Below are 18,645 nucleotides of genomic sequence, written 5' to 3' on the forward strand. Positions count from 1 at the left end.
TTAGGTGGTGGGCCGACGCCGTGGGCGATGACCCGGTTGCAGCCCTGCGGTCTGCCGCAGGACGGTGGGGCTCGGTCAGATCTTGGCGACCTGGTTGAAGCCCAGCTCGACCGGGGTCTCCCGGCCGAAGATCGAGACGAGGACCTTGAGCTTCTGGGTCTCCACGTTGATCTCGGAGACCGTGGCGTCGAGGGTCTCGAAGGGGCCCTCCATGACCGTGACGGACTCCCCGACCTCGAAGTCCACGTCCACCGCGGGGCGGGCGGGCTGCAGGCCGCCGGTGCCCTGGTCCGCGGGGGCGCCACCGGTCACGGCCGGCGCGGCGGGCTCGTCGAACTTGGGGGCCAGCATGGTGACGACCTCGTCGAGGCTGAGCGGCACCGGCTGGTGGGTGTGCCCGACGAAGCCGGTGACACCGGGGGTGTGACGGACTGCGCCCCAGCTCTCGTCGGTGAGGTCCATGCGCACGAGCACGTAGCCAGGCATCCGGACGCGGCGAACGGTCTTGCGCTGACCGTTCTTGATCTCCACGACCTCCTCCATGGGGACCTCCACCTGGAAGATGTAGGGCTCCATGTTGAGGCTGGTGACGCGGGTCTCCAGATTGGTCTTCACGCGGTTCTCGTAGCCCGCGTAGGAGTGGACGACGTACCAGTCGCCCTCGAGCATGCGCAGGTCGCGCTTGAACTCCTCGAGCGGGTTCACCGCGGGCGCGTCGGCGGCCGCAGGACCAGCCGTCGCGGGCTCGTCAGCCTCGGCGGCCTCCTCGGGGGTGGGCTCGGCGACGACGGCCTGTTCGGGCTCGTCGCCAGCAACGACCTCGACGGCCTCGTCAGCGGTCGCGTCAGCCTTCGCGGACACGTCGAGGTCCTGGGCCTCGTCGCTGGCGGCGAAGGGGTCGTGCGAGGGCTGGTCGGACACGGTGCGGGCCTACTTCCTTGCTGGTGGTCGGGCTGGTCGCCCTGAGCGCTGGGAACGGCGCCCGGACCGCCGTCAGCTGCCGGCGAAGGCCCAGAAGACGAGCTTGCCGATGCCGAAGTCGACCACCGCGCAGAACAGCATGATCGCGATGACGAAGGCCAGGACGACCGTGGTGTAGGTGATGAGCTCGTCCCGCGTGGGCCGGACGACCTTGCGGAGCTCGTCCATCACCTGGGCGATGAAGAGAGCGATGCGTCCGAAGAAGCCGCGCCGGGCCGCGGGAGTGGCACCACGGGTGGTGTTGACCTCGCTCACAGTCCCTGCCTTCGTCAGCCGTCGCATGCTCAGCAGGGCAGGAGGGACTCGAACCCCCAACCGCCGGTTTTGGAGACCGGTGCTCTACCAATTGAGCTACTACCCTAGGAAAGGTTCGACCACGCAAGGGCTAAGCACCCGGACGCGCCGCCGACCATCCAAGAGATGAGCATACGTCACCCATCGGTCCCGACGCTAACCGACGTCCGGACACCCGTCCCCCCGATGTCTCCACCGCTGCAGGCCACGATCGCGCTCGGCCCCGTGCAGCAGCCGCGGTAGTCCGCCCTCGATGCGGGCGGGCGACCAGGCGAAGGTGGGGCCCGTGAGCTGGTCGGGGTGCCAGGGGTACGACGGGCCGGCGACGGAGCCTGCCCACGGTCGAGCGGTCCTGTCCTGCGCGGCCGACACCCGGCGCGGGGAACCGGCATACGACCCGACAGTCGACGGGGATGGGCAGGATGGACGCATGGCCCGACCTCTCGACCAGCTGCCCAAGGCCCACCTGCACCTGCACTTCACCGGCTCGATGCGCCCCGCGACGCTGGTCGAGATGGCGCGCGAGCACGGGCAACGCCTGCCGCACGCCCTCACCCAGGGACACCCGCCGCGGCTGGCCGACGTGGACGAGCGTGGCTGGTTCCGTTTCCAGCGGTTGTACGACGCCGCCCGGGCGTGCGTGCGCAGCCCCCAGGCGATGCGCCGGATCGTGCTCGAGGCGGCGCTCGACGACGCCGCCGAGGGATCACGGTGGCTGGAGCTGCAGGTGGACCCGACGAGCTATGCGCCCTTCTGCGGAGGGCTGACGCCGGCGCTGGAGCTGGTCCTCGACGCGGCCGCGGCGGCCAGCGCCGAGTCCGGGATCGGGGTGGGCGTGGTGGTCGCGGCCAGCAGGATCCGGCACCCGCTCGACGCGCGGACGCTGGCCCGCCTCGCGAGCAGGTATGCCGGGGAGGGCGCCGGCAGCGTCGTGGGCTTCGGGCTGTCCAACGACGAGCACCGAGGAGTGACCGCGGACTTCGAGCCGGCCTTCAGGATCGCACGGGCGGCCGGGCTGACGCTGGTCCCGCACGGGGGCGAGCTGCGTGGCGCCGAGGCGGTGACGCAGACGCTGGACGCCTTCGTCCCCGACCGGATCGGGCACGGGGTGCGGGCGGCGGAGGACCCGCGGGTCCTGGACCGGCTGGCGCGAGAGGGGGTGGCCCTGGAGGTCTGCCCGGGGAGCAACGTGGCGCTGGGGGTCTACGACGCGGCCGCCGCGGTGCCGCTGCGACCGATCCTCGACGCGGGCGTGCCGGTCGCGCTCGCGGCGGACGACCCGCTGCTGTTCGGCAGTCGGCTGGTCGACCAGTACGCCACGGCCCGGGAGGTCCACGGGATGGCCGACGAGGAGCTGGCGGCCCTGGCGCGGATGTCGCTGCGGGTGTCGGCGGCGCCGCGTGAGGTCGTCGACCGGGCGGAGGCGGACGTCGACGCCTGGCTGCGGCTGCCGGCCTGAGCGCACATCCACCCGGTGCGCCTGGCGCCGAGCCGACACCTGCAGACCTACCGGCGGCGGTCGGATCCGCCTGTGTGACGAAGCCCGGCGGACCCGACTACCGGCGGTAGGTCAGAGGGAGTGGCCGACGAAGACGGGCTCGTTGACCAAGGTCACGCCGAAGGTCTCGTGCACGCCGTCGCGCACCTGCCGGGCGAGCGCGACGACGTCGGCGGCCGACGCCTGCCCGCGGTTGGTGACCGCGAGCGGGTGCCTGGTCGACAAGGCCGCAGGCCCCGGCATACCGAATCCCCTGCCGAAGCCCGCCTTGTCGATCAGCCAGGCGGCGCTGGTCTTGACCAGACCCTCCCCCGCCGCGAACCGCGGCGGCACCGGACCGTCCGCCCCGAGCCGGGCGACGGCACGGCGGGCGAGCTCCTCCCAGCCCTCCTCGTCCAGGATCGGGTTGGTGAAGAAGGAGCCGCAGGACCAGGTGTCGTGATCCTCGGCGTCGAGGACCATCCCGCGCTGCCGGCGCTGCTCCAGCACCGCCTCGCGGGCGTCGGCGAGGGGGACCCGGGTGCCCAGCTCGACGCCGAGCCCGTCGGCCAGCGCGGCGTAGGCCACGGGGCGCGAGAGGTCCGCCACCTCCAGCTGGAAGGCGACGTCGAGGACGACGAAGCGATCGGTGCCCTTGAACGCCGAGTGCCGGTAGCTGAAGGCGCAGTCCGCGCTCAGGAACGTGCGCACCCGCTCCTCGTGCCGGTCGTAGACCCGCACCTGGGCGATGGTCTGGGCGACCTCCTGACCGTAGGCACCGACGTTCTGCACCGGGGTGGCGCCGGTCAGGCCCGGGATGCCGGACAGCGCCTCGATGCCGGCCCAGCCCTCCCCCACCGCACGCTCGACGAGACCGTCCCAGGACTCCCCCGCGGCGACCCGGACGAAGGCGCCGCCGCAGAGGTCCTGGCTCTCGACCTGCACCCCCGACGTCCGGACCACGACGACGGTGCCGGCGAAGCCCTGGTCGGCGATCACGAGGTTGGACCCACCGCTGATCACCAGCAGCGGCTCGTCGGCGTCGTCGACCTCGCGGACGGCGTCGACGAGCTCGTCGGTGGTGGTGACGGTGACCAGCCGCTGGGCCGGGCCACCCACCCGCATCGTCGTCAGGGTGGCGAGAGGGATGTCGTGGTCGACCTGCATGGGGGTCCTTCGGGCTCGGTCAGAGGCGTATGACGGCCAGCGCGCGCCCGAGGACCTTCTTGCCCCGGCACGTCGCGGACACCTCGACGGTAGCCCGTCCGTCCGTGACCGAGCGAACGACCCCGCCGAGCTCGACGTCGGCGCCGCAGTCGTGCGGGACGACCACGGGCGCGACGAACTTGGTGGAGCACTCGACCACGCGACCGGCGTCCCCGCACCAGTCCACGACGAGCTGCATCGCGACGCCCATCGTCCACATCCCGTGCGCGATCACGTCGGGCAGGCCGACGTCCTGGGCGAATCGGTCGTCCCAGTGGATCGGGTTGCGGTCCAAGGAGGCCCCGGCGTAGGCCACGAGGGTGGCCCGGGTGACGTGGACGGTGCGGCCGGGCAGCCGGTGGCCGGGCTCGACGGAGGTCAGGTCGACGGGAGTCGGGTCGGCGACGGTCGGGTCGGCAGGAGTGGCATCGGTGCCGGTCATGGTCACTCCTCCCCCCGGATCACCAGGGTGCTCGTGGCGGTGCAGCGGGGGTCGCCCTCGACGGTGCTGAGCTCGCTGCGGGTGGTGACCATGGCGTGGCCCCCCACCAGGCGCACGGTGTCCACGTGCAGCACGGTGGTCACCTCGTCGCCGGCCGTGAGCGGGTGGTGGTGCACGAAGCGCTGCTCGCCGTGGACCACCCGGGAGAAGTCGATGCCGGCCTCGGGGTCCTCGATCAGCTGGCGGTCCGCCTGCTGGGCGATGAGGACGGCGAAGGTGGGCGGGGCGACGACGTCGGCGTAGCCGCGCTCGCGGGCGACCTCGCGGTCGGTGTGCACCGGGTCGCAGGCGCCGACGGCGGACGCGAACTCGGCGATCTTGGCCCGCCCCACCTGGTAGGGGGCGGTAGGGGGATAGCTGCGCCCCGCGAACGACTCGTTGACTGCCATGGCGGGGACCCTAGCCACCCGTTCGGGTTACTCGCGCGTCCGAGCGACTCCTGGCAGACGACGAGCGCCGCACCTCCGGTGGAGGTGCGGCGCTCGAGGATGACTAGGGTGCGCTCAGCGGGTCTCGCGGTGCGCGGTGTGCTTCTTGCAGCGCGGGCAGAACTTCGCGAGCTCCATGCGGTCGGGGTTGTTCCGCCGGTTCTTCTTGGTGATGTAGTTGCGCTCCTTGCAGTCAGTGCACGCCATCGTGATCTTGGGGCGGACGTCAGCGGACTTGCTAGCCACGGGGCAACCTGCTCTCGAAGTGGTGATCGGCGGGGTCGACCGATCGGTTGGGATGAACTTGGTAGCGGGAGCGGGGCTCGATCCCGCGACCTCACGATTATGAGTCGTGCGCTCTAACCAGCTGAGCTACCCCGCCAGGACAAATCCAGCGATGAGCCAGACCTGCGGAGCCCCCTGTCGGAATCGAACCGACGACCTTTTCCTTACCATGGAAACGCTCTGCCGACTGAGCTAAGGGGGCCCGAGCACCCGACATGGAGGTCGGCGCCCGGCACTGCACGCTCTCTGGGAGCGCGACGACCAAGGTACACGGATTTGGCCGCCCAGTGAAATCGAGGTGACCACCCTCCCCTGGCCTGGCCAGTCGTCGTCGGAGCGCCCCGCGCCCTCGCCGCGCCCTCGCCGCGCGGTCGGGTGCCGATCACGGGCGACCAACACCGATGCCACAGGTCCGCGCGCCTACGATGGGTCGTCGTTCCCCCGGGAGGCACCCGTCGAGCGGCGTGCCCCGAGGCCTGGCAGCGGCATACCTGATCCGAGAGCGAAGTGAGACCGCACCCATGACGAGCAAGGACGTCCATCGGCTGGAACGCGTCGTCATCCGGTTCGCCGGAGACAGCGGCGACGGCATGCAGCTGACGGGTGACAGGTTCACGTCGCAGACCGCGATCCTCGGCAACGACCTGTCGACGCTGCCGAACTTCCCCGCGGAGATCCGGGCGCCCCAGGGGACGATCCATGGCGTCTCGAGCTTCCAGCTGCACTTCGCCGACCACGACGTGCTCACCCCGGGCGACGACCCGGACGTGCTCGTCGCGATGAACCCGGCGTCGCTCAAGGCCAACCTGGGCGACCTGCCGCGTGGCGCGACGATCATCGCCGACCGCGACGAGTTCACGACCCGCAACCTGGCCAAGGTCGGGTATGCCGCGAATCCCCTCGAGGACGGCACGCTGGAGAGCTTCCACGTGCACGCGCTGCCGCTGACCTCGATCACCGTCGACGCCCTGGCCGACCACCCGCTGACCCGCAAGGACAAGCAGCGGTCCAAGAACATGTTCGCCCTCGGGCTGCTGTCCTGGCTGTACACCCGCCCGCTGGAGGCCACCGAGAGCTTCCTCGCGGCGAAGTTCGGCACCCGGCCCGAGCTGCTGGCGGCCAACCTGGCGGCCCTGAGGGCGGGCTACGCGTACGGCGAGACCACCGAGGACTTCGCGGTGTCCTACGAGGTCGGGCCGGCGCCGATGCGTCAGGGGCTCTACCGCAACATCACCGGCAACACGGCGCTGGCGTACGGCCTGGCCACCGCCGCCCACCGGGCCGGGCTGCCGCTGGTGCTCGGGGCCTACCCGATCACCCCGGCGTCGGACGTCCTGCACGCCCTGTCCGGGCTCAAGCGCCTGGGCGTGACCACGATCCAGGCCGAGGACGAGATCGCCGGCATCGGCGTCGCCCTCGGCGCGAGCTACGGCGGGGCGCTGGGCGTGACCACCACCTCCGGCCCGGGCCTGGCGCTGAAGTCCGAGACCATCGGCCTGGCCGTCTCCCTGGAGATCCCCCTGGTGATCGTGGACGTCCAGCGCGGCGGCCCCTCCACCGGCCTGCCCACCAAGACCGAGCAGGCCGACCTGATGCAGGCGATGTACGGCCGCAACGGCGAGGCTCCCGTGCCCGTCGTGGCCGCGCAGTCGCCGTCGGACTGCTTCGACGCGGCGATCGAGGCCGTGCGGATCGCGGTGACCTACCGCACGCCGGTGATCCTGCTGTCGGACGGCTACCTCGCCAACGGCTCCGAGCCTTGGCCGATCCCCGCCCTGACGGACCTGCCGACGATCGACCCCGGGTTCGCCACCGAGCCGAACGCCACCGACGACGCCGGGGTCCCGGTCTTCCGGCCCTACCTGCGCGACCCGCAGACCCTCGCGCGGCCCTGGGCGATCCCCGGCACGGCCGGCCTGGAGCACCGCGTCGGCGGGATCGAGAAGAAGGACGTGTCCGGGGAGATCTCCTACGACCCGGACAACCACGACCGGATGACCCGGCTGCGGGCGGCCAAGGTCGCCGGGGTGACCGTGCCCGACGTGGTCGTCGACGACCCGACCGGCGACGCACGGGTGCTGATGCTGGGGTGGGGCTCGACGTACGGCCCGATCTCCGCCGGCGTCCGGCACGCCCGCGCGACCGGGGCCACCGTCGCCCAGGCCCACCTGCGGCACGTCAACCCCTTCCCCGCCAACCTCGGCGAGGTGCTCCGCCGCTACGACCGGGTGATCTGCCCCGAGATGAACCTCGGCCAGCTGACCGCGCTGCTGCGCGCGGCATACCTCGTGGACGTCCGCGCGTTGACCCAGGTGCGCGGTCTGCCGTTCACCGCCGAGGCCCTGGCCGACGCCGTCCACGACGCGCTGCGCGAGCTCGACCCGGAGCACACCCCCCGCGTGACCCCTGGGCAGGAGGCCCGCTCATGACGACCATCGACCTCGGTATGCCGAACCACGGCCTCGCGGGCGTCCCACGCCTCGGCGACGGCGACCCCGCGCAGTCCAAGAAGGACTTCACCTCCGACCAGGAGGTGCGCTGGTGCCCCGGGTGCGGCGACTACGCCGTGCTGGCCGCCGTGCAGTCCTTCCTGCCCGACCTGGGCCTGAGGCGGGAGAACATCGCCTTCGTGTCCGGGATCGGCTGCTCCTCACGGTTCCCGTACTACCTGGACACCTACGGGATGCACTCCATCCACGGCCGGGCCCCCGCCATCGCCACCGGCCTGGCCACCGCCCGACCGGACCTGTCGGTGTGGGTCGTCACCGGCGACGGCGACGCGCTGTCCATCGGCGGCAACCACCTGATCCACGCGATGCGCCGCAACGTCAACCTGACGATCCTGCTGTTCAACAACCAGATCTACGGCCTGACCAAGGGTCAGTACTCCCCCACCAGCGAGGTCGGCAAGGTCACCAAGTCCACGCCCGCGGGGTCGGTCGACGCGCCGTTCAACCCGATCTCGCTGGCGCTCGGCGCCGAGGCGACCTTCGTGGCGCGGACCATGGACTCGGGCCGCAAGCACCTGATCGAGGTGCTGCGCGCCGCCGCCGAGCACCGTGGCACGTCCTTCGTGGAGATCTACCAGAACTGCCCGATCTTCAACGACGGCGCCTTCCAGATGCTCAAGGACCGCGGCGGGGCCGCGGCCCGGCTGGTGCACCTGGAGGACGGTCGGCCGGTCCGTGTCGGCGCCCACCAGGTCGTCGTCCGCCGCGAGGACGGCTCCCTGGAGGTCGTCGACGAGGCCTCCCTCGACGAGGCGGGCCGCTCACGGATCGTGGTGCACCACACCGACGCCGCCGACCCGACCGCGGCGTTCGCCCTGTCCCGCCTGGACGCGGGCGACCAGCTGCACGTGCCCATGGGGATCTTCCGGTCCGTGACCCGACCCACGTACGACGACCTCGTGCGCGGCCAGATCGCCGGGGCCCAGGCCTCCGCAGGCGGCCCCGCCACCGACGCCGACGTCGAGGCACTGCTGCGGGGCAGGGACACCTGGACCATCGGCTGAGTCCGTGGCCGTTCGGAGCTCGACCGGGCGGCAGTCCCCCGAGCCGTCGGCCCCGGGCCGCTCCTGGCTGCGGTGCCCAGACCGGTTGTCCAGCACGTCTGCGCAGCACACCTCGCGGCAGCGGGTCGGACACCGCCCGCTCAGCGAGGTCGACCGCCGTGGCGCCGGTGTGCCCGGGCCCGGGCGTCGTCGATCTCGTCGTGCAGACGCGGCAGGCCCGCAGCTTGTGGCGGGTCACCCGCACCAGGCCCCACCCGCCCTCCCGGACGTCGTCCTCGCGGACGTTCTCCCGCAGCAAGGGGGGCGCCCCCCGGCCCGGTGGGAGCGAGCGGGGTGAGGCGTGGGGCGGGCGGCCTGAGCGGCGGGGGGTGGGTCGCACCCTGGGCCGCCGGGCGGGGGTATGGCGCGGGCCCGGTCCTTCGCCATACGACGAAGGACCGGGCCCGAGGTGCGGTCAGGCCTCCTGGCCGATCTGGCGCAGCAGCTCCTGGAACCACGGCTGCGAGGCGTCGAAGGCCTTGTGGCCCGCGATCCGCGGGAACTCGATGACCCGCAGCTCGTCGCCGCGCTCCTCGTCGTGCCCCACGACGCCGGGGGTGCCGGCCCGGGCGGCCTCGACGGCGACGTCGCACATCTGCTTGATCAGCGCGAGGTCGGTGTCGTTGGCCTTGGCCGAGCGGGAGAAGTAGCCGGACTTCTGGACCATCTTCTTCTCCGCCTGCAGCTTGTCCGCGAACTGGCTGGCGAAGTAGTTGCCGGGGTTGATGGTGTCCAGCTTGACGTGGCCGAAGGGGTCGCGCTGGACCTCCTCGCCCGCGGCCTCCATGGCCGCGACGATGTCGTCGACGCCCGCACCCTCGGACAGGAAGATGTTGACGTTGCCGATCTCGTCCATGACCTTCTTGAGCCGCGCGGCCTCGCGGTCCAGGTCGACGTGGACCTCGGGGACGTAGACGCCGTGGATGGCCCAGCGCTCGGGGGTCAGGCCGGCCTGCGGGAGCCACTGCTGCTGCCCGTGCCACTCCATGTAGTGCTTCGCGGCGGCGGCCGTCAGCCAGCCGCAGTTGCGGCCCATGACCTCGTGGACGATGAGCATGCGCGGGTTGGAGCCGTGCTCGGCGATGACGTTCTGCGCGAAGATCGACGCCTGCTCGGCCGCCGTCTGGGCGCCCAGCGACTGGCGGATCGGGACGATGTCGTTGTCGATCGTCTTGGGCAGACCGACCACGGTCAGCTCGTAGCCCTGCTCGTGCAGGAAGGCGGCCAGGTCGGCCGCGGTGGTGTTGGTGTCGTCGCCGCCGATGGTGTGCAGGACGTCGACGCCGTCCTCCTTGAGCCGGTTGGCGGCGACCTCGAGGGGGTTGTCACCCTCCTTGACCAGGCCGCGCTTGACCAGGTCCTTGGCGTTGGTGAGCTTGACGCGCGAGTTGCCGATCGGGCTGCCGCCGAAGTCGCGCAGCAGGCCGGCGTCGCGGCGGGTCTCCTCGTCGAAGACGGTGTAGGTGCCGGTAAGGACCCCGTGGTAGCCGTGGCGGTAGCCGATCAGCTCGACCTCGGGCATGACCTCGGTGTAGCGCTCGACGAGGTCGCCGACCGCGGCGGACAGGCAGGGGGCGTAGCCGCCTGCGGTCAGCATGGCAACGCGCTTGATGGTCATGGGCAGACTCCTCGAGATAAGGGATGGATCGGGGACGTCGTCGTCGTCACCAGCCTATCCAGGCCGGTCAGTCGTCCACACCTCGGGCGGTGAGGGCGTCGCCGACGCGGTCGGCATGACGGACGGTGCGGATGACGAGCGGTGTCGCGACCGCTCGCACCGACCGCTCCAGCCCCCGCGCCCGTCGGGCGTCCAGCGTCTCCTGCAGGAGGCGCCCGATCACGGGGACAGTGCGCAGGGCCAGGCTGACGGTGAGGGCGACCCGCTCCGGGCAGACCCCGACGTGCCGCAGCGGGCGGGCGAGGCGCTCGACGCCGGCGAGCATCTCGGACGCCCGCGTCGTCAGGGTCACCAGGCTGGCCGCGGCGACGCCCACCGCCATACCGCCGCAGGTCACCACCACCGCCTGCCAGCCGCCGCTCCACGCCTGGAAGGGCGCCATGACGACCAGGAACCAGCGCAGCGGCCGCACCTCGCCCCACCCGAGCCGCAGCGGGATCCGGCACGCGAGGTAGGCGGCCAGGACGACCAGCGCCGACGACCCCGTCATCCACGGCTCCTGGACGAGGGACACCGGCACGAGGAACACCGCGAGGAGCAGCAGCTTGGCGGGGACGGGCAGCCGGTGCAGGACGGAGGTGCCGTCGGCATACGCTCCGGTCAGCACCTCAGGCCCCCATGAGCCGCTGGTAGAACGACAGGACCTCGGCCGCCGGGCCGTCGGCCGCGACGCGCCCCTCGTCGATGCAGATGACGCGCTCCCAGCCGTCGAGCAGCCACAGGTGGTGGGTCACCAGGACGACCTGCTGGTCGAGGGCGGCGAGGACCTGAGCGACCTGGCGGGAGTGGCGCAGGTCGAGCAGGGTCGTCGGCTCGTCGCAGACCAGCACCTCGGGGCGGGTGACCAGGACCGCGGCGAGCGCGAGAAGCTGCTTCTGCCCCGAGGACAGCTGGTGCGCGGGGTGGTCCGCGTGGTCGGCGAGGGAGTAGCGCGCCAGGACCTCGGCCACCAGGCGCCGCTTGTCGGTGTCGGTGAGGTCGGGGCGGCGCCGCAGCGAGAGCTCCACGTCCTCGCGCACCGTCGGCATGACGATCTGCGCCTCCGGATCAGGGAAGACGAACCCGACCTTGCGGCGCACCGCGGCACCCTCGCGCGCGGGATCGAGCCCGTCGACCAGGACCCGGCCCTCGGTGGGGGTGACCAGCCCGTTGAGCATCCGCGCCAGCGTGGACTTGCCGGACCCGTTGGCGCCGACCAGCCCGACGCGCGGCTCGGTGAGCGTCAGGTCGACGCGGTCCAGGACGCGGCGCTCGCCGTAGGCGTGGCCCACGCCCTCCAGGCGGATGGTGGGCACGTCAGCGGCGGCGGGCCGGGAGCAGGTCAGGGACGGCCTTGTGGACCGCCGCGGCCACGACGCCGGCGACCACGGCCTTGACCAGGTCGCCGGGCAGGAAGGTCAGCGCGAAGGCCGCGGCCCCCGCGAGGTCGAGCGTGGCCGAGCGCCAGGCCATCCCGGGGATCCCGAAGGCGTAGGACACGAGGATCCCCCCGACCAGCGCGGCGACGATCGCCTGCCAGGGACGCACAGGTCGCGGGCCGCGCTCGACGAGCCAGCCCGTCACCAGCGCCACCAGCGGATAGCTCAGCGCGAATCCGACGGTGGGGCCGGTGAGGATCGCGAGCCCGCGGGCGCCCGAGCCGAGCACCGGGAGCCCCGCGAGCGCCAGCACCAGGAAGAGCAGCACCGCGAGGAAGCCGCGCCGGGCCCCGAGGACGGCGCCGGCGAGCATGATGCCGAGGTTCTGCAGGACGATCGGGGCGGCCCCGCCGACGGGAACCTTGACCGGCACGAGCGCCACCACCAGCGCGCAGAAGGCGGCGACCAGGGCGAGGTCACGGGCCGTCATACGGCGGCTGCGGGCGGGGGGTGCGGTCGTGCTGGCGGGGGACATCGAGACCTCGGTCGACGAGCGGGTATGGCGGTCGACCAGCCTACCTGAACGGCGTTCAGCAGCCCGCCCGATCCCGGGACGTGGGGCGCCTAGGCTGCGGAGGTGCCCCTCCTGATGCCGCAGCGCCCGCGCACCCTGGCCGCCGCCGTCGCCGCTGGGCTCGCGGTGCAGGTCGTGCTCACGGTGCTGCACCTGCCCTCGCCGTCGCTGTTCGCCGGGCTGGTCGGCGGTGCGGTGCTCGCCCTGGCCGCAGGGGCGGCGCCCCCACTGCCACGATGGTGGATCCTGGTGTCCCAGGCGCTGATCGGGGTCACCATCGGCGAGACCGTCACCGCGGCGGCGCTGCAACAGGTCGCCGCCGACTGGCCCTCGGTGGTGGCGGTGGTCGTGGTGACCCTGGCGCTCAGCCTCGCCTCCGGGGTCGTCCTGGCGCGGGTGCACCGGGTGTCGGAGGCGACCGGGGTGTTCGCCATGATCGCGGGCGGGGCGTCCGGGATCACCGGCGTCGCCGACGAGCTCGGGGCGGACGCGCGCGTGGTGTCGGTGCTGCAGTACCTGCGGGTGCTGCTGGTGCTCGTGTCGCTGCCCGTCGTGGTGGGGCTGGCCTTCCACCCCGCCGGGCGCGCGGTGGCCCGGACGACGGCCGCCGCGCCCCTCGGCCCCAGCCTGGTGATGGTGGCGGTGTCGGTAGTGGTCGGGCTGGTGCTGGCCCGGGCGATCCCGGTCTCGACGTTTACGCTGGTCGGGCCCCTGTCCGTCGCGGGCGGGCTCGCGCTGTGGGGCGGTCTCGGACCGACCGCCTCGCCGGCGCCGCTCGCCGGCCTGGCGATGCTGGTCATCGGGCTGCAGGTGGGGCTCAAGCTCGACCGGGACAGCCTCGGCGCCATCCGGCGGCTCCTGCCGACCGGGCTCGCGCTGATCGTCGTCGTGATGCTCGGGTGCGGGCTGCTCGGCGGGGTGCTCTCACGGGCGACCGGCGTCGACCCGCTGACGAGCTATCTGGCGACCACGCCGGGCGGGCTCTTCGCCGTGCTGGCCACCGCGACCAGCACCGGCGCCGAACCGACGTACGTCTTCGCCGTGCAGCTGGCACGGCTGCTCGCGATCCTGGCGCTGGCCCCGCTGCTGGCGCGGTGGCTGCGGACGCGGGCACGCGCGGCCGGGGCGCGGGCGCGATGTGACCGGCTGACCTAGGTCCAGTGCACCGGGCCGTCCACGAGCACGCCGGTGCCCGAGGTGAGCTCGGCGACCAGCTGCGCGAGCGCCGCCCGCTCCCCCGGCGCCACGTCCAGCCGCAAGGTCGCCGCCGAGGCGTAGTCCACCCCGTCGACGTGGACCCCGCGGGCGCGCAAGGTCGACTCCACCCGCCCGGCCTCGGCATGACCCACGGCAAGCGTGCACCGCAGCAGCAGCCGCCGCTCGACCACCCGCGCGGACTCGCACGCGGCGCGCACCGCGTCGCCATACGCCCGGATCAGGCCGCCGGTCCCCAGCAGCGTCCCGCCGAACCACCGCGTGACCACGCACACCACATCGGTGAGCTCGCGGCCGCGCAGCACCTCCAGCATGGGCGCGCCCGCGGTGCCGGCGGGTTCGCCGTCGTCGGAGGAACGCTCGGTCGTCGCGTCCGGGCCGAGGACGAAGGCCGAGCAGTGGTGCCGGGCGTCCCAGTGCTGCTTGCGGGCCCGCTCGACGACCTCGCGGGCGGCGTCCTCCGTCGCGACCGGCTCCAGCCGGGCGAGGAACCGCGACCGCTTCGCCTCGACCTCGGCGTCGACCGGCGCGGCGATGGTGCGATAGGTCTCGGCCACCCGGTCATCCTAGGCTCGTGACCATGAGCGACCTGCCCCTCACCCTGCCCCCCAGCCGCGTGCCCGACCCTGCCGAGGCTCCCCCGCTGCGGTGGGGCGTGATCGGACCGGGCGGCATCGCCCGGGCCTTCGCCGAGGGGCTGCACCGCTGGACCCGCAGCCGGATCGTCGCGGTCGGGTCGCGCTCGATGGAGCGGGCCCAGGCGTATGCCGCGGAGGTGGGCGGGGCGCGTGCCCACGGCGGCTACGAGGCGCTGGTGGCGGACGACGAGGTGGATGCGGTGTATGTCGCGACGCCGCACAGCGAGCACCGCGACCACGCGCTGCTCGCCATCGGGGCGGGGCGGCACGTGCTGGTGGAGAAGGCCTTCACGCGCACCGCGGCCGAGGCTCGCGAGGTGGTGGCCGCCGCCCGGGCCGCGGACGTGACCTGCCTGGAGGCGATGTGGACCCGCTTCCTGCCGCAGTCCGACGTCGTCCGGCAGCTCGTCCGCTCCGGCGCGCTCGGCGAGATCGAGACGGTGCAGGCCGACCACGGGCAGTGGTTCGCGCCGGACCGCACGTCGCGGCTGTTCGCCCCGGAGCTGGCGGGCGGGTCGCTGCTCGACCTGGGGATCTACCCCGTGGCCTTCGCGGTGGACGTGCTCGGGTTGCCGGGGCAGGTGCTCGCGGCGGGCACGACGGCGTTCACCGGGGTGGAGCGGCAGGCGTCGATGATCCTCGGCGGCTTCGACCGGGCACCGTCGGCCCACGCGGTGCTGACGACCACGCTGGCGGCCAGGACGCCGACCACCGCCTCGGTCTCGGGGTCGCTGGCGCGGGTCGAGCTGGCGGGCGAGTTCTACCAGCCCGGGCGGGTGCGGCTGGTGTCGCGCACGGGCGAGGTGGTCGAGGGTCCGGAGCCGACGATCCGCGGGCACCTCGGCCTGTGCCACGAGGCCGCCCACCTGGCGACGCTGGTCGCGGAGGGTCGGCGCGAGTCGCCGCTCCTCCCCCTGGACGAGTCGGTCGCCGTGATGGAGCTGCTCGACGAGGTGCGGCGCCAGATCGGCGTCCCGCTCTAGACCTACCGGCGGTCGTCGGATCCGCCTGGGGAACGTGAGCAGGCGGATCCGACTACCGGCGGTAGGTCAGTCGGAGCCGAGCAGCTGCCGCTCGAAGCGGTGGCTCCCTCGGAGCCACGCCCACCCGCAGACGAGAGCCACCGCGCCCGCGGCGGGGGCGAGCGCCCACCACAGGGACCGCGCGGCGATCTGGTCAGGGCCGTACATCGACAGCACGGCCCACGACGACAACGTGGCCGCCAGCACCCCACCCACACCGCCGACCCCGATCGGCAGCAGGGCCATCGCCGTCCGGCGCCCGCGCAGGAAGGACGTCGAGGTCCCCAGCGCCACCAGGCTGTTGGTGGAGGCACGAGCAGACTCCTGGATCCGGTCCAGGACGAGCACGAAGGACAGGAAGCACAGCACCGCAGCCGCCATGACACCGAGGTTGAGGATCATGGCCTGCTCGCGGGCCAGCGCATAGGCCGACTGTCCGCCCCAGGCACGCAGCTCCGCCTCGGGTAGTGCCTGGTGGATGTCCTGGGTCCGGCGGTCGTACTCGGCGCTCCCGGTCGGGATCTCCTGGATCACCGTTCCCTGCTCCAGCTGCCAGGCCCAGCCGTTCTCCTCGAGTGGCAGCCTCACCTCCCCCTCAGGCAGCTCCGGGTCGACCGGGATCGACAGCAGCGTCAGCGAGTGCACCCGGTGGCCTGTGAGGGGGATCGACAGCGAGCGGATGCCCGCCGGCAACGGCCCCCGGCAGGGACCGCCGCTGCACGGTCGGCCGGCGCGGGTGCCACCCGTGAGCTCCACCGTGAAAAAGCTGTCCCGTGGCCCGTCCACTGCGTAGGTGACCGCCGCGTCCCCGCGCACCACGGACCGCAGGACCGCTCGCCGGTCCGCGGCGACAGACTCCAGGGGCACCTCAACGGCCACCGTCGGCCGACCTTGCTCGGTGACCACCCGCACCCACACCAGGAAGGTGCCGCACATGGCGCAGGTCAGGACGGTCACCACCATGACTGTGACGAGACGGGACACCGTGGGCCAGTGGTAGGAGGCAGCACGGGCCCCGTGGCGAAGGAGCAGCAGCCGGCTTCGGTGCGCTGCCTCGCAGACCCGTCGGGCCAGCCAGGTCACGGTGGCCGGGGCGCTGACCGCGAGGAGTCCGACGGCGAGCAGCGTCTTGGAGTAGAGCGGGCTCCCGGTGGGGGACACGGGGCGGGACCCTGCCGTCAGGCAGATGATCCCGAGAAAGCCCACCGCCACGAGGGACATGACGAGCGCAGCACGCGTCGCCCAGCAGCCGAGCCGCTGCTGCCAGCGGGGACGACCCCGCCGCCGCACGGAGGAGGAGAGCACCCCGGACATGGTGACCCGTGCGAGCAGCCGGATCGCCAGCAGGACCCCTGCGGCGACGACGACGAAGACCACGGCGGCCCCGAGTCCCGGCGCGCTGTGCTCCCCCCACCAGCGCACCCCGACGAGACCCGATCCGGCCAGCGCTGCATGCGTCGCGGCATACACCACGGCCCCCGACACGGTCCCGATCACGCCGAGCAGCGTGATCTCGGCGGCGTAGAGCCGCCCGCACCGCCGCGCCGAGACCCCCAGGACGACGAGCGAGCGATACCGGCGTTCGCGACTCCGAGCCGTCGCCCGCAGGCACAGCTGGAGGAACATCAGGGTCGGAGCGCCGACGAGGATCCCCAGCTCGGCCGCCATCATGGTGGCCGGGGTCGCCATCAGGCCCTGGCCACCAGCCCCGTACCCGACGATCCCCGTCGGTGAGGGCCGACCCGGCACGACGGTGTAGGACAAGAGCTCGTCCGGGTCGGTGAGTCCGGGGGCGCCGATGCGCTCCGGGACGACCACCCCCAGCCCGAGGCGGGTCGCCAGCGCGGGGTCGCCCTCCAATCGCTCTGCCAGGCCGGGAGAGACCATCGACCGGCCCGGCTGCGGCCACTGCCTCACCCCCGGTGGCCGAGGTGCCTGCGCCGTGACTCCGCGGTAGACGAGACGCTGATAGGGCTCCCCCTGCAGGAGCTCGATGCTCCCGCTGCGGACCGGCCCGACCCGGCCGGCCCGAGGCTCAAGCGGAGACTCCGCGATTCGCGCCTGGGTGGTGCGCTGCTCCGCGGTCAGGATCGACGGGATCTGGGGGGCCAGCAGCACGAAGGCCACCGCCACGGCGATGCCGCCAGCCGTCGCGGCGAGCACGGCCAGGTCCCGACGCCCGGCTCCCCTGACCAGGCGTGCTGCCAGCACCAGGTCACGCACCGCGGCCCACCACCTGGCCGTCGACCAGGGCGATCTCCCCACCGAGGCGACCGGCCTGGACGGGGTCATGGGTCACCATGACCAGCAGAGCCTGACAGCGCTGGGACTCCTCCAGCAGCAGGTCGAGCACCGCTGTCCCGTTGCGCGAGTCCAGGGCGCCGGTCGGTTCGTCGGCGAAGATCACCTGGGGGCCGGTGGCCACCGCGCGGCCGATCGCTGCCCGCTGCGCCTGACCACCGGACACCGCTGCGGGTCGGCGACCCGCGCACTCCGTCAGGCCGAGCCGCTCCACCAGCTCATTCACCCGCTGCCTCCGGGACCGACGACCCCACCGCAGCAGCTCCAGCGGCAGCTCGACGTTCTCGGCCAGGGTCAGCTCGGGCACCAGGTCGGCTCGCTGGACGACGAAGCCCACGGAGCCCAAGCGCAACGCCGCGAGCGCCTCCGGCGTGGCGGCCGCAGTGTCGACCCCGAGGAGGCGGACCCGCCCTCGGTCGGGCCGCTCCAGCCCCGCCATGGCATACAACAAGGTGGTCTTGCCCGAGCCCGACGGACCCACCACCGCCACGGACCCGGGAGCCGACAGCTCCAACGAGATCCCGCGCAGCACCGGAGCCTGCCCATATCCCACCCAGAGGTCCTCGACCCCGACCGCCTGATCCATCGCTCTCCCCGCCACGCGACCGCCGCGCGGGTCCAGCCCGCGCGGCGGCGTTCACACAACGTCTGCTGACCCCTCCCGGGGCTCCAGCCTCAGCCCTAGCGTTGGTAGACGCCCGTGCGGCAAACGTCCGGGCCCCAGTGGGACTCGCAGGCCTTGACGGTGAGTTCCTTGGCAACGAGAACGTCGCCCGCCCCGATGATCTTGCTGACCTTGGTCGTCCCCTTCGCATCGAGCGAAGCCAGCGAGACATAACCGTAGCCATCGCTCCTCGCCTGCAGGTAGGCATGGTCGTTCTCCGTGTTGGTGAACCTGCCCGACACCGCCGTGGCGTACTGCGGGCCAGAGACGTGATGCTTGAAGTTATAGGCTCCCTTGAAGTGCGCTGCCTTGGTATCGAGCGTGATAGTCCCCTTGGTGGCGGCGACCGCCATCCCCGCTCCTGCGATCACCAGTGCCGCCGCTGCCGCGCCAGCCTTCATGAGGCGTGCCATGAGTATCCACTCAGGATCTTGCACCACCACGGTCGTGGCTGTGCCCATGACGTGAT

19 protein-coding genes and 3 tRNA genes are annotated in these 18,645 nt (G+C 72.7%); 5 read left to right on the forward strand and 17 right to left on the reverse strand.

Annotation, left to right across the window (positions count from 1 at the left end):
- Nucleotides 1-75: 75 nt before the first annotated feature.
- The 3 genes from ACK2IS_RS13170 to ACK2IS_RS13180 all read right to left on the reverse strand — a co-directional run bounded on the left by ACK2IS_RS13170 (nt 76) and on the right by ACK2IS_RS13180 (nt 1,342).
- Nucleotides 76-921: a transcription termination/antitermination protein NusG gene (locus tag ACK2IS_RS13170; RefSeq protein ID WP_409483756.1), complete on the reverse strand. Its 846-nt coding sequence runs from the start codon at nt 919-921 to the stop codon at nt 76-78.
- A gap of 72 nt (nt 922-993) precedes the next feature.
- Nucleotides 994-1,236 (reverse strand): preprotein translocase subunit SecE, encoded by a 243-nt coding sequence (gene secE / locus ACK2IS_RS13175; RefSeq protein WP_409483757.1) that lies wholly within the window; start codon nt 1,234-1,236, stop codon nt 994-996.
- A 33-nt stretch (nt 1,237-1,269) separates the two neighbouring features.
- Nucleotides 1,270-1,342: transfer RNA gene (locus ACK2IS_RS13180), tRNA-Trp, on the reverse strand.
- Between the two features lie 363 nt (nt 1,343-1,705).
- Here ACK2IS_RS13180 and ACK2IS_RS13185 point away from each other — a divergent pair.
- Entirely contained in the window at nt 1,706-2,734 is a 1,029-nt protein-coding gene (locus tag ACK2IS_RS13185) for an adenosine deaminase (protein ID WP_409483758.1), read from the forward strand.
- A gap of 111 nt (nt 2,735-2,845) precedes the next feature.
- Here the strand turns inward: ACK2IS_RS13185 and ACK2IS_RS13190 are convergent, their stop codons facing one another.
- The 6 genes from ACK2IS_RS13190 to ACK2IS_RS13215 form a co-directional block, all read right to left on the reverse strand.
- Complete coding sequence (locus tag ACK2IS_RS13190) at nt 2,846-3,919, reverse strand: UDP-N-acetylmuramate dehydrogenase (RefSeq protein ID WP_409483759.1); 1,074 nt, start codon at nt 3,917-3,919, stop codon at nt 2,846-2,848.
- Nucleotides 3,920-3,938: 19 nt separating this feature from the next.
- Nucleotides 3,939-4,400: a MaoC/PaaZ C-terminal domain-containing protein gene (locus ACK2IS_RS13195; protein WP_409483760.1), complete on the reverse strand. Its 462-nt coding sequence runs from the start codon at nt 4,398-4,400 to the stop codon at nt 3,939-3,941.
- A gap of 2 nt (nt 4,401-4,402) precedes the next feature.
- Nucleotides 4,403-4,849 (reverse strand): MaoC family dehydratase N-terminal domain-containing protein, encoded by a 447-nt coding sequence (locus tag ACK2IS_RS13200; RefSeq protein ID WP_409483761.1) that lies wholly within the window; start codon nt 4,847-4,849, stop codon nt 4,403-4,405.
- Between the two features lie 114 nt (nt 4,850-4,963).
- A complete protein-coding gene (rpmG, locus tag ACK2IS_RS13205) occupies nt 4,964-5,134 on the reverse strand; it encodes a 50S ribosomal protein L33 (RefSeq protein ID WP_338155550.1) in 171 nt (56 codons plus the stop codon).
- Between the two features lie 59 nt (nt 5,135-5,193).
- Nucleotides 5,194-5,270: transfer RNA gene (locus ACK2IS_RS13210), tRNA-Met, on the reverse strand.
- 32 nt (nt 5,271-5,302) lie between these two features.
- Nucleotides 5,303-5,375, reverse strand: a tRNA-Thr gene (locus ACK2IS_RS13215).
- Nucleotides 5,376-5,694: 319 nt separating this feature from the next.
- On the opposite strand from ACK2IS_RS13215, the gene ACK2IS_RS13220 reads away from it, so the two are divergent.
- On the forward strand, nt 5,695-7,602 hold the full coding sequence (locus tag ACK2IS_RS13220) for a 2-oxoacid:acceptor oxidoreductase subunit alpha (protein ID WP_409483762.1): 1,908 nt from the start codon (nt 5,695-5,697) through the stop codon (nt 7,600-7,602).
- Nucleotides 7,599-8,687, forward strand: coding sequence for a 2-oxoacid:ferredoxin oxidoreductase subunit beta (locus ACK2IS_RS13225; RefSeq protein WP_409483763.1), 1,089 nt, complete (start codon nt 7,599-7,601; stop codon nt 8,685-8,687). The genes ACK2IS_RS13220 and ACK2IS_RS13225 overlap by 4 nt, the downstream gene beginning before the upstream one ends.
- 454 nt (nt 8,688-9,141) lie before the next feature.
- Here the strand turns inward: ACK2IS_RS13225 and ACK2IS_RS13230 are convergent, their stop codons facing one another.
- From ACK2IS_RS13230 to ACK2IS_RS13245, 4 genes are all read right to left on the reverse strand, one after another.
- The gene (locus ACK2IS_RS13230; RefSeq protein ID WP_409483764.1) at nt 9,142-10,344 is read right to left on the reverse strand and encodes a pyrophosphate--fructose-6-phosphate 1-phosphotransferase; all 1,203 of its coding nucleotides are present in this window, start codon (nt 10,342-10,344) and stop codon (nt 9,142-9,144) included.
- A gap of 67 nt (nt 10,345-10,411) precedes the next feature.
- The gene (locus ACK2IS_RS13235; protein WP_409483765.1) at nt 10,412-11,011 is read right to left on the reverse strand and encodes an energy-coupling factor transporter transmembrane component T family protein; all 600 of its coding nucleotides are present in this window, start codon (nt 11,009-11,011) and stop codon (nt 10,412-10,414) included.
- Between the two features lies 1 nt (nt 11,012).
- Complete coding sequence (locus ACK2IS_RS13240; RefSeq protein ID WP_409483766.1) at nt 11,013-11,699, reverse strand: energy-coupling factor ABC transporter ATP-binding protein; 687 nt, start codon at nt 11,697-11,699, stop codon at nt 11,013-11,015.
- Nucleotide 11,700: 1 nt separating this feature from the next.
- Complete coding sequence (locus tag ACK2IS_RS13245) at nt 11,701-12,297, reverse strand: biotin transporter BioY (RefSeq protein ID WP_409483767.1); 597 nt, start codon at nt 12,295-12,297, stop codon at nt 11,701-11,703.
- A gap of 102 nt (nt 12,298-12,399) precedes the next feature.
- Here ACK2IS_RS13245 and ACK2IS_RS13250 point away from each other — a divergent pair, with 102 nt between their 5' ends.
- A complete protein-coding gene (locus ACK2IS_RS13250; RefSeq protein WP_409483768.1) occupies nt 12,400-13,491 on the forward strand; it encodes an AbrB family transcriptional regulator in 1,092 nt (363 codons plus the stop codon).
- Here the strand turns inward: ACK2IS_RS13250 and ACK2IS_RS13255 are convergent.
- Nucleotides 13,488-14,108 carry a YigZ family protein gene (locus tag ACK2IS_RS13255; RefSeq protein WP_409483769.1) on the reverse strand — a complete coding sequence of 207 codons (621 nt, stop codon included), beginning with the start codon at nt 14,106-14,108 and terminating at the stop codon, nt 13,488-13,490. The two genes, ACK2IS_RS13250 and ACK2IS_RS13255, sit on opposite strands and share 4 nt — an antisense overlap.
- A 23-nt stretch (nt 14,109-14,131) precedes the next feature.
- Between ACK2IS_RS13255 and ACK2IS_RS13260 the strand changes: the two genes are divergently transcribed.
- Nucleotides 14,132-15,172: a Gfo/Idh/MocA family protein gene (locus tag ACK2IS_RS13260; RefSeq protein ID WP_409483770.1), complete on the forward strand. Its 1,041-nt coding sequence runs from the start codon at nt 14,132-14,134 to the stop codon at nt 15,170-15,172.
- 66 nt (nt 15,173-15,238) lie between these two features.
- Here ACK2IS_RS13260 and ACK2IS_RS13265 read toward each other — a convergent pair whose 3' ends face one another.
- The 3 genes from ACK2IS_RS13265 to ACK2IS_RS13275 form a co-directional block, all read right to left on the reverse strand.
- Nucleotides 15,239-17,434 carry a hypothetical protein gene (locus ACK2IS_RS13265; protein WP_409483771.1) on the reverse strand — a complete coding sequence of 732 codons (2,196 nt, stop codon included), beginning with the start codon at nt 17,432-17,434 and terminating at the stop codon, nt 15,239-15,241.
- Complete coding sequence (locus ACK2IS_RS13270; RefSeq protein WP_409483772.1) at nt 17,427-18,098, reverse strand: ABC transporter ATP-binding protein; 672 nt, start codon at nt 18,096-18,098, stop codon at nt 17,427-17,429. Before ACK2IS_RS13270 ends, ACK2IS_RS13265 begins: the two co-directional genes overlap by 8 nt.
- 95 nt (nt 18,099-18,193) lie before the next feature.
- Nucleotides 18,194-18,637, reverse strand: coding sequence for a hypothetical protein (locus ACK2IS_RS13275; protein ID WP_409483773.1), 444 nt, complete (start codon nt 18,635-18,637; stop codon nt 18,194-18,196).
- Between the last annotated feature and the right edge of the window lie 8 nt (nt 18,638-18,645).

Source organism: Arsenicicoccus dermatophilus, from assembly GCF_046267915.1.
Classification (GTDB): Bacteria; Actinomycetota; Actinomycetes; order Actinomycetales; family Dermatophilaceae; genus Arsenicicoccus; species Arsenicicoccus dermatophilus_A.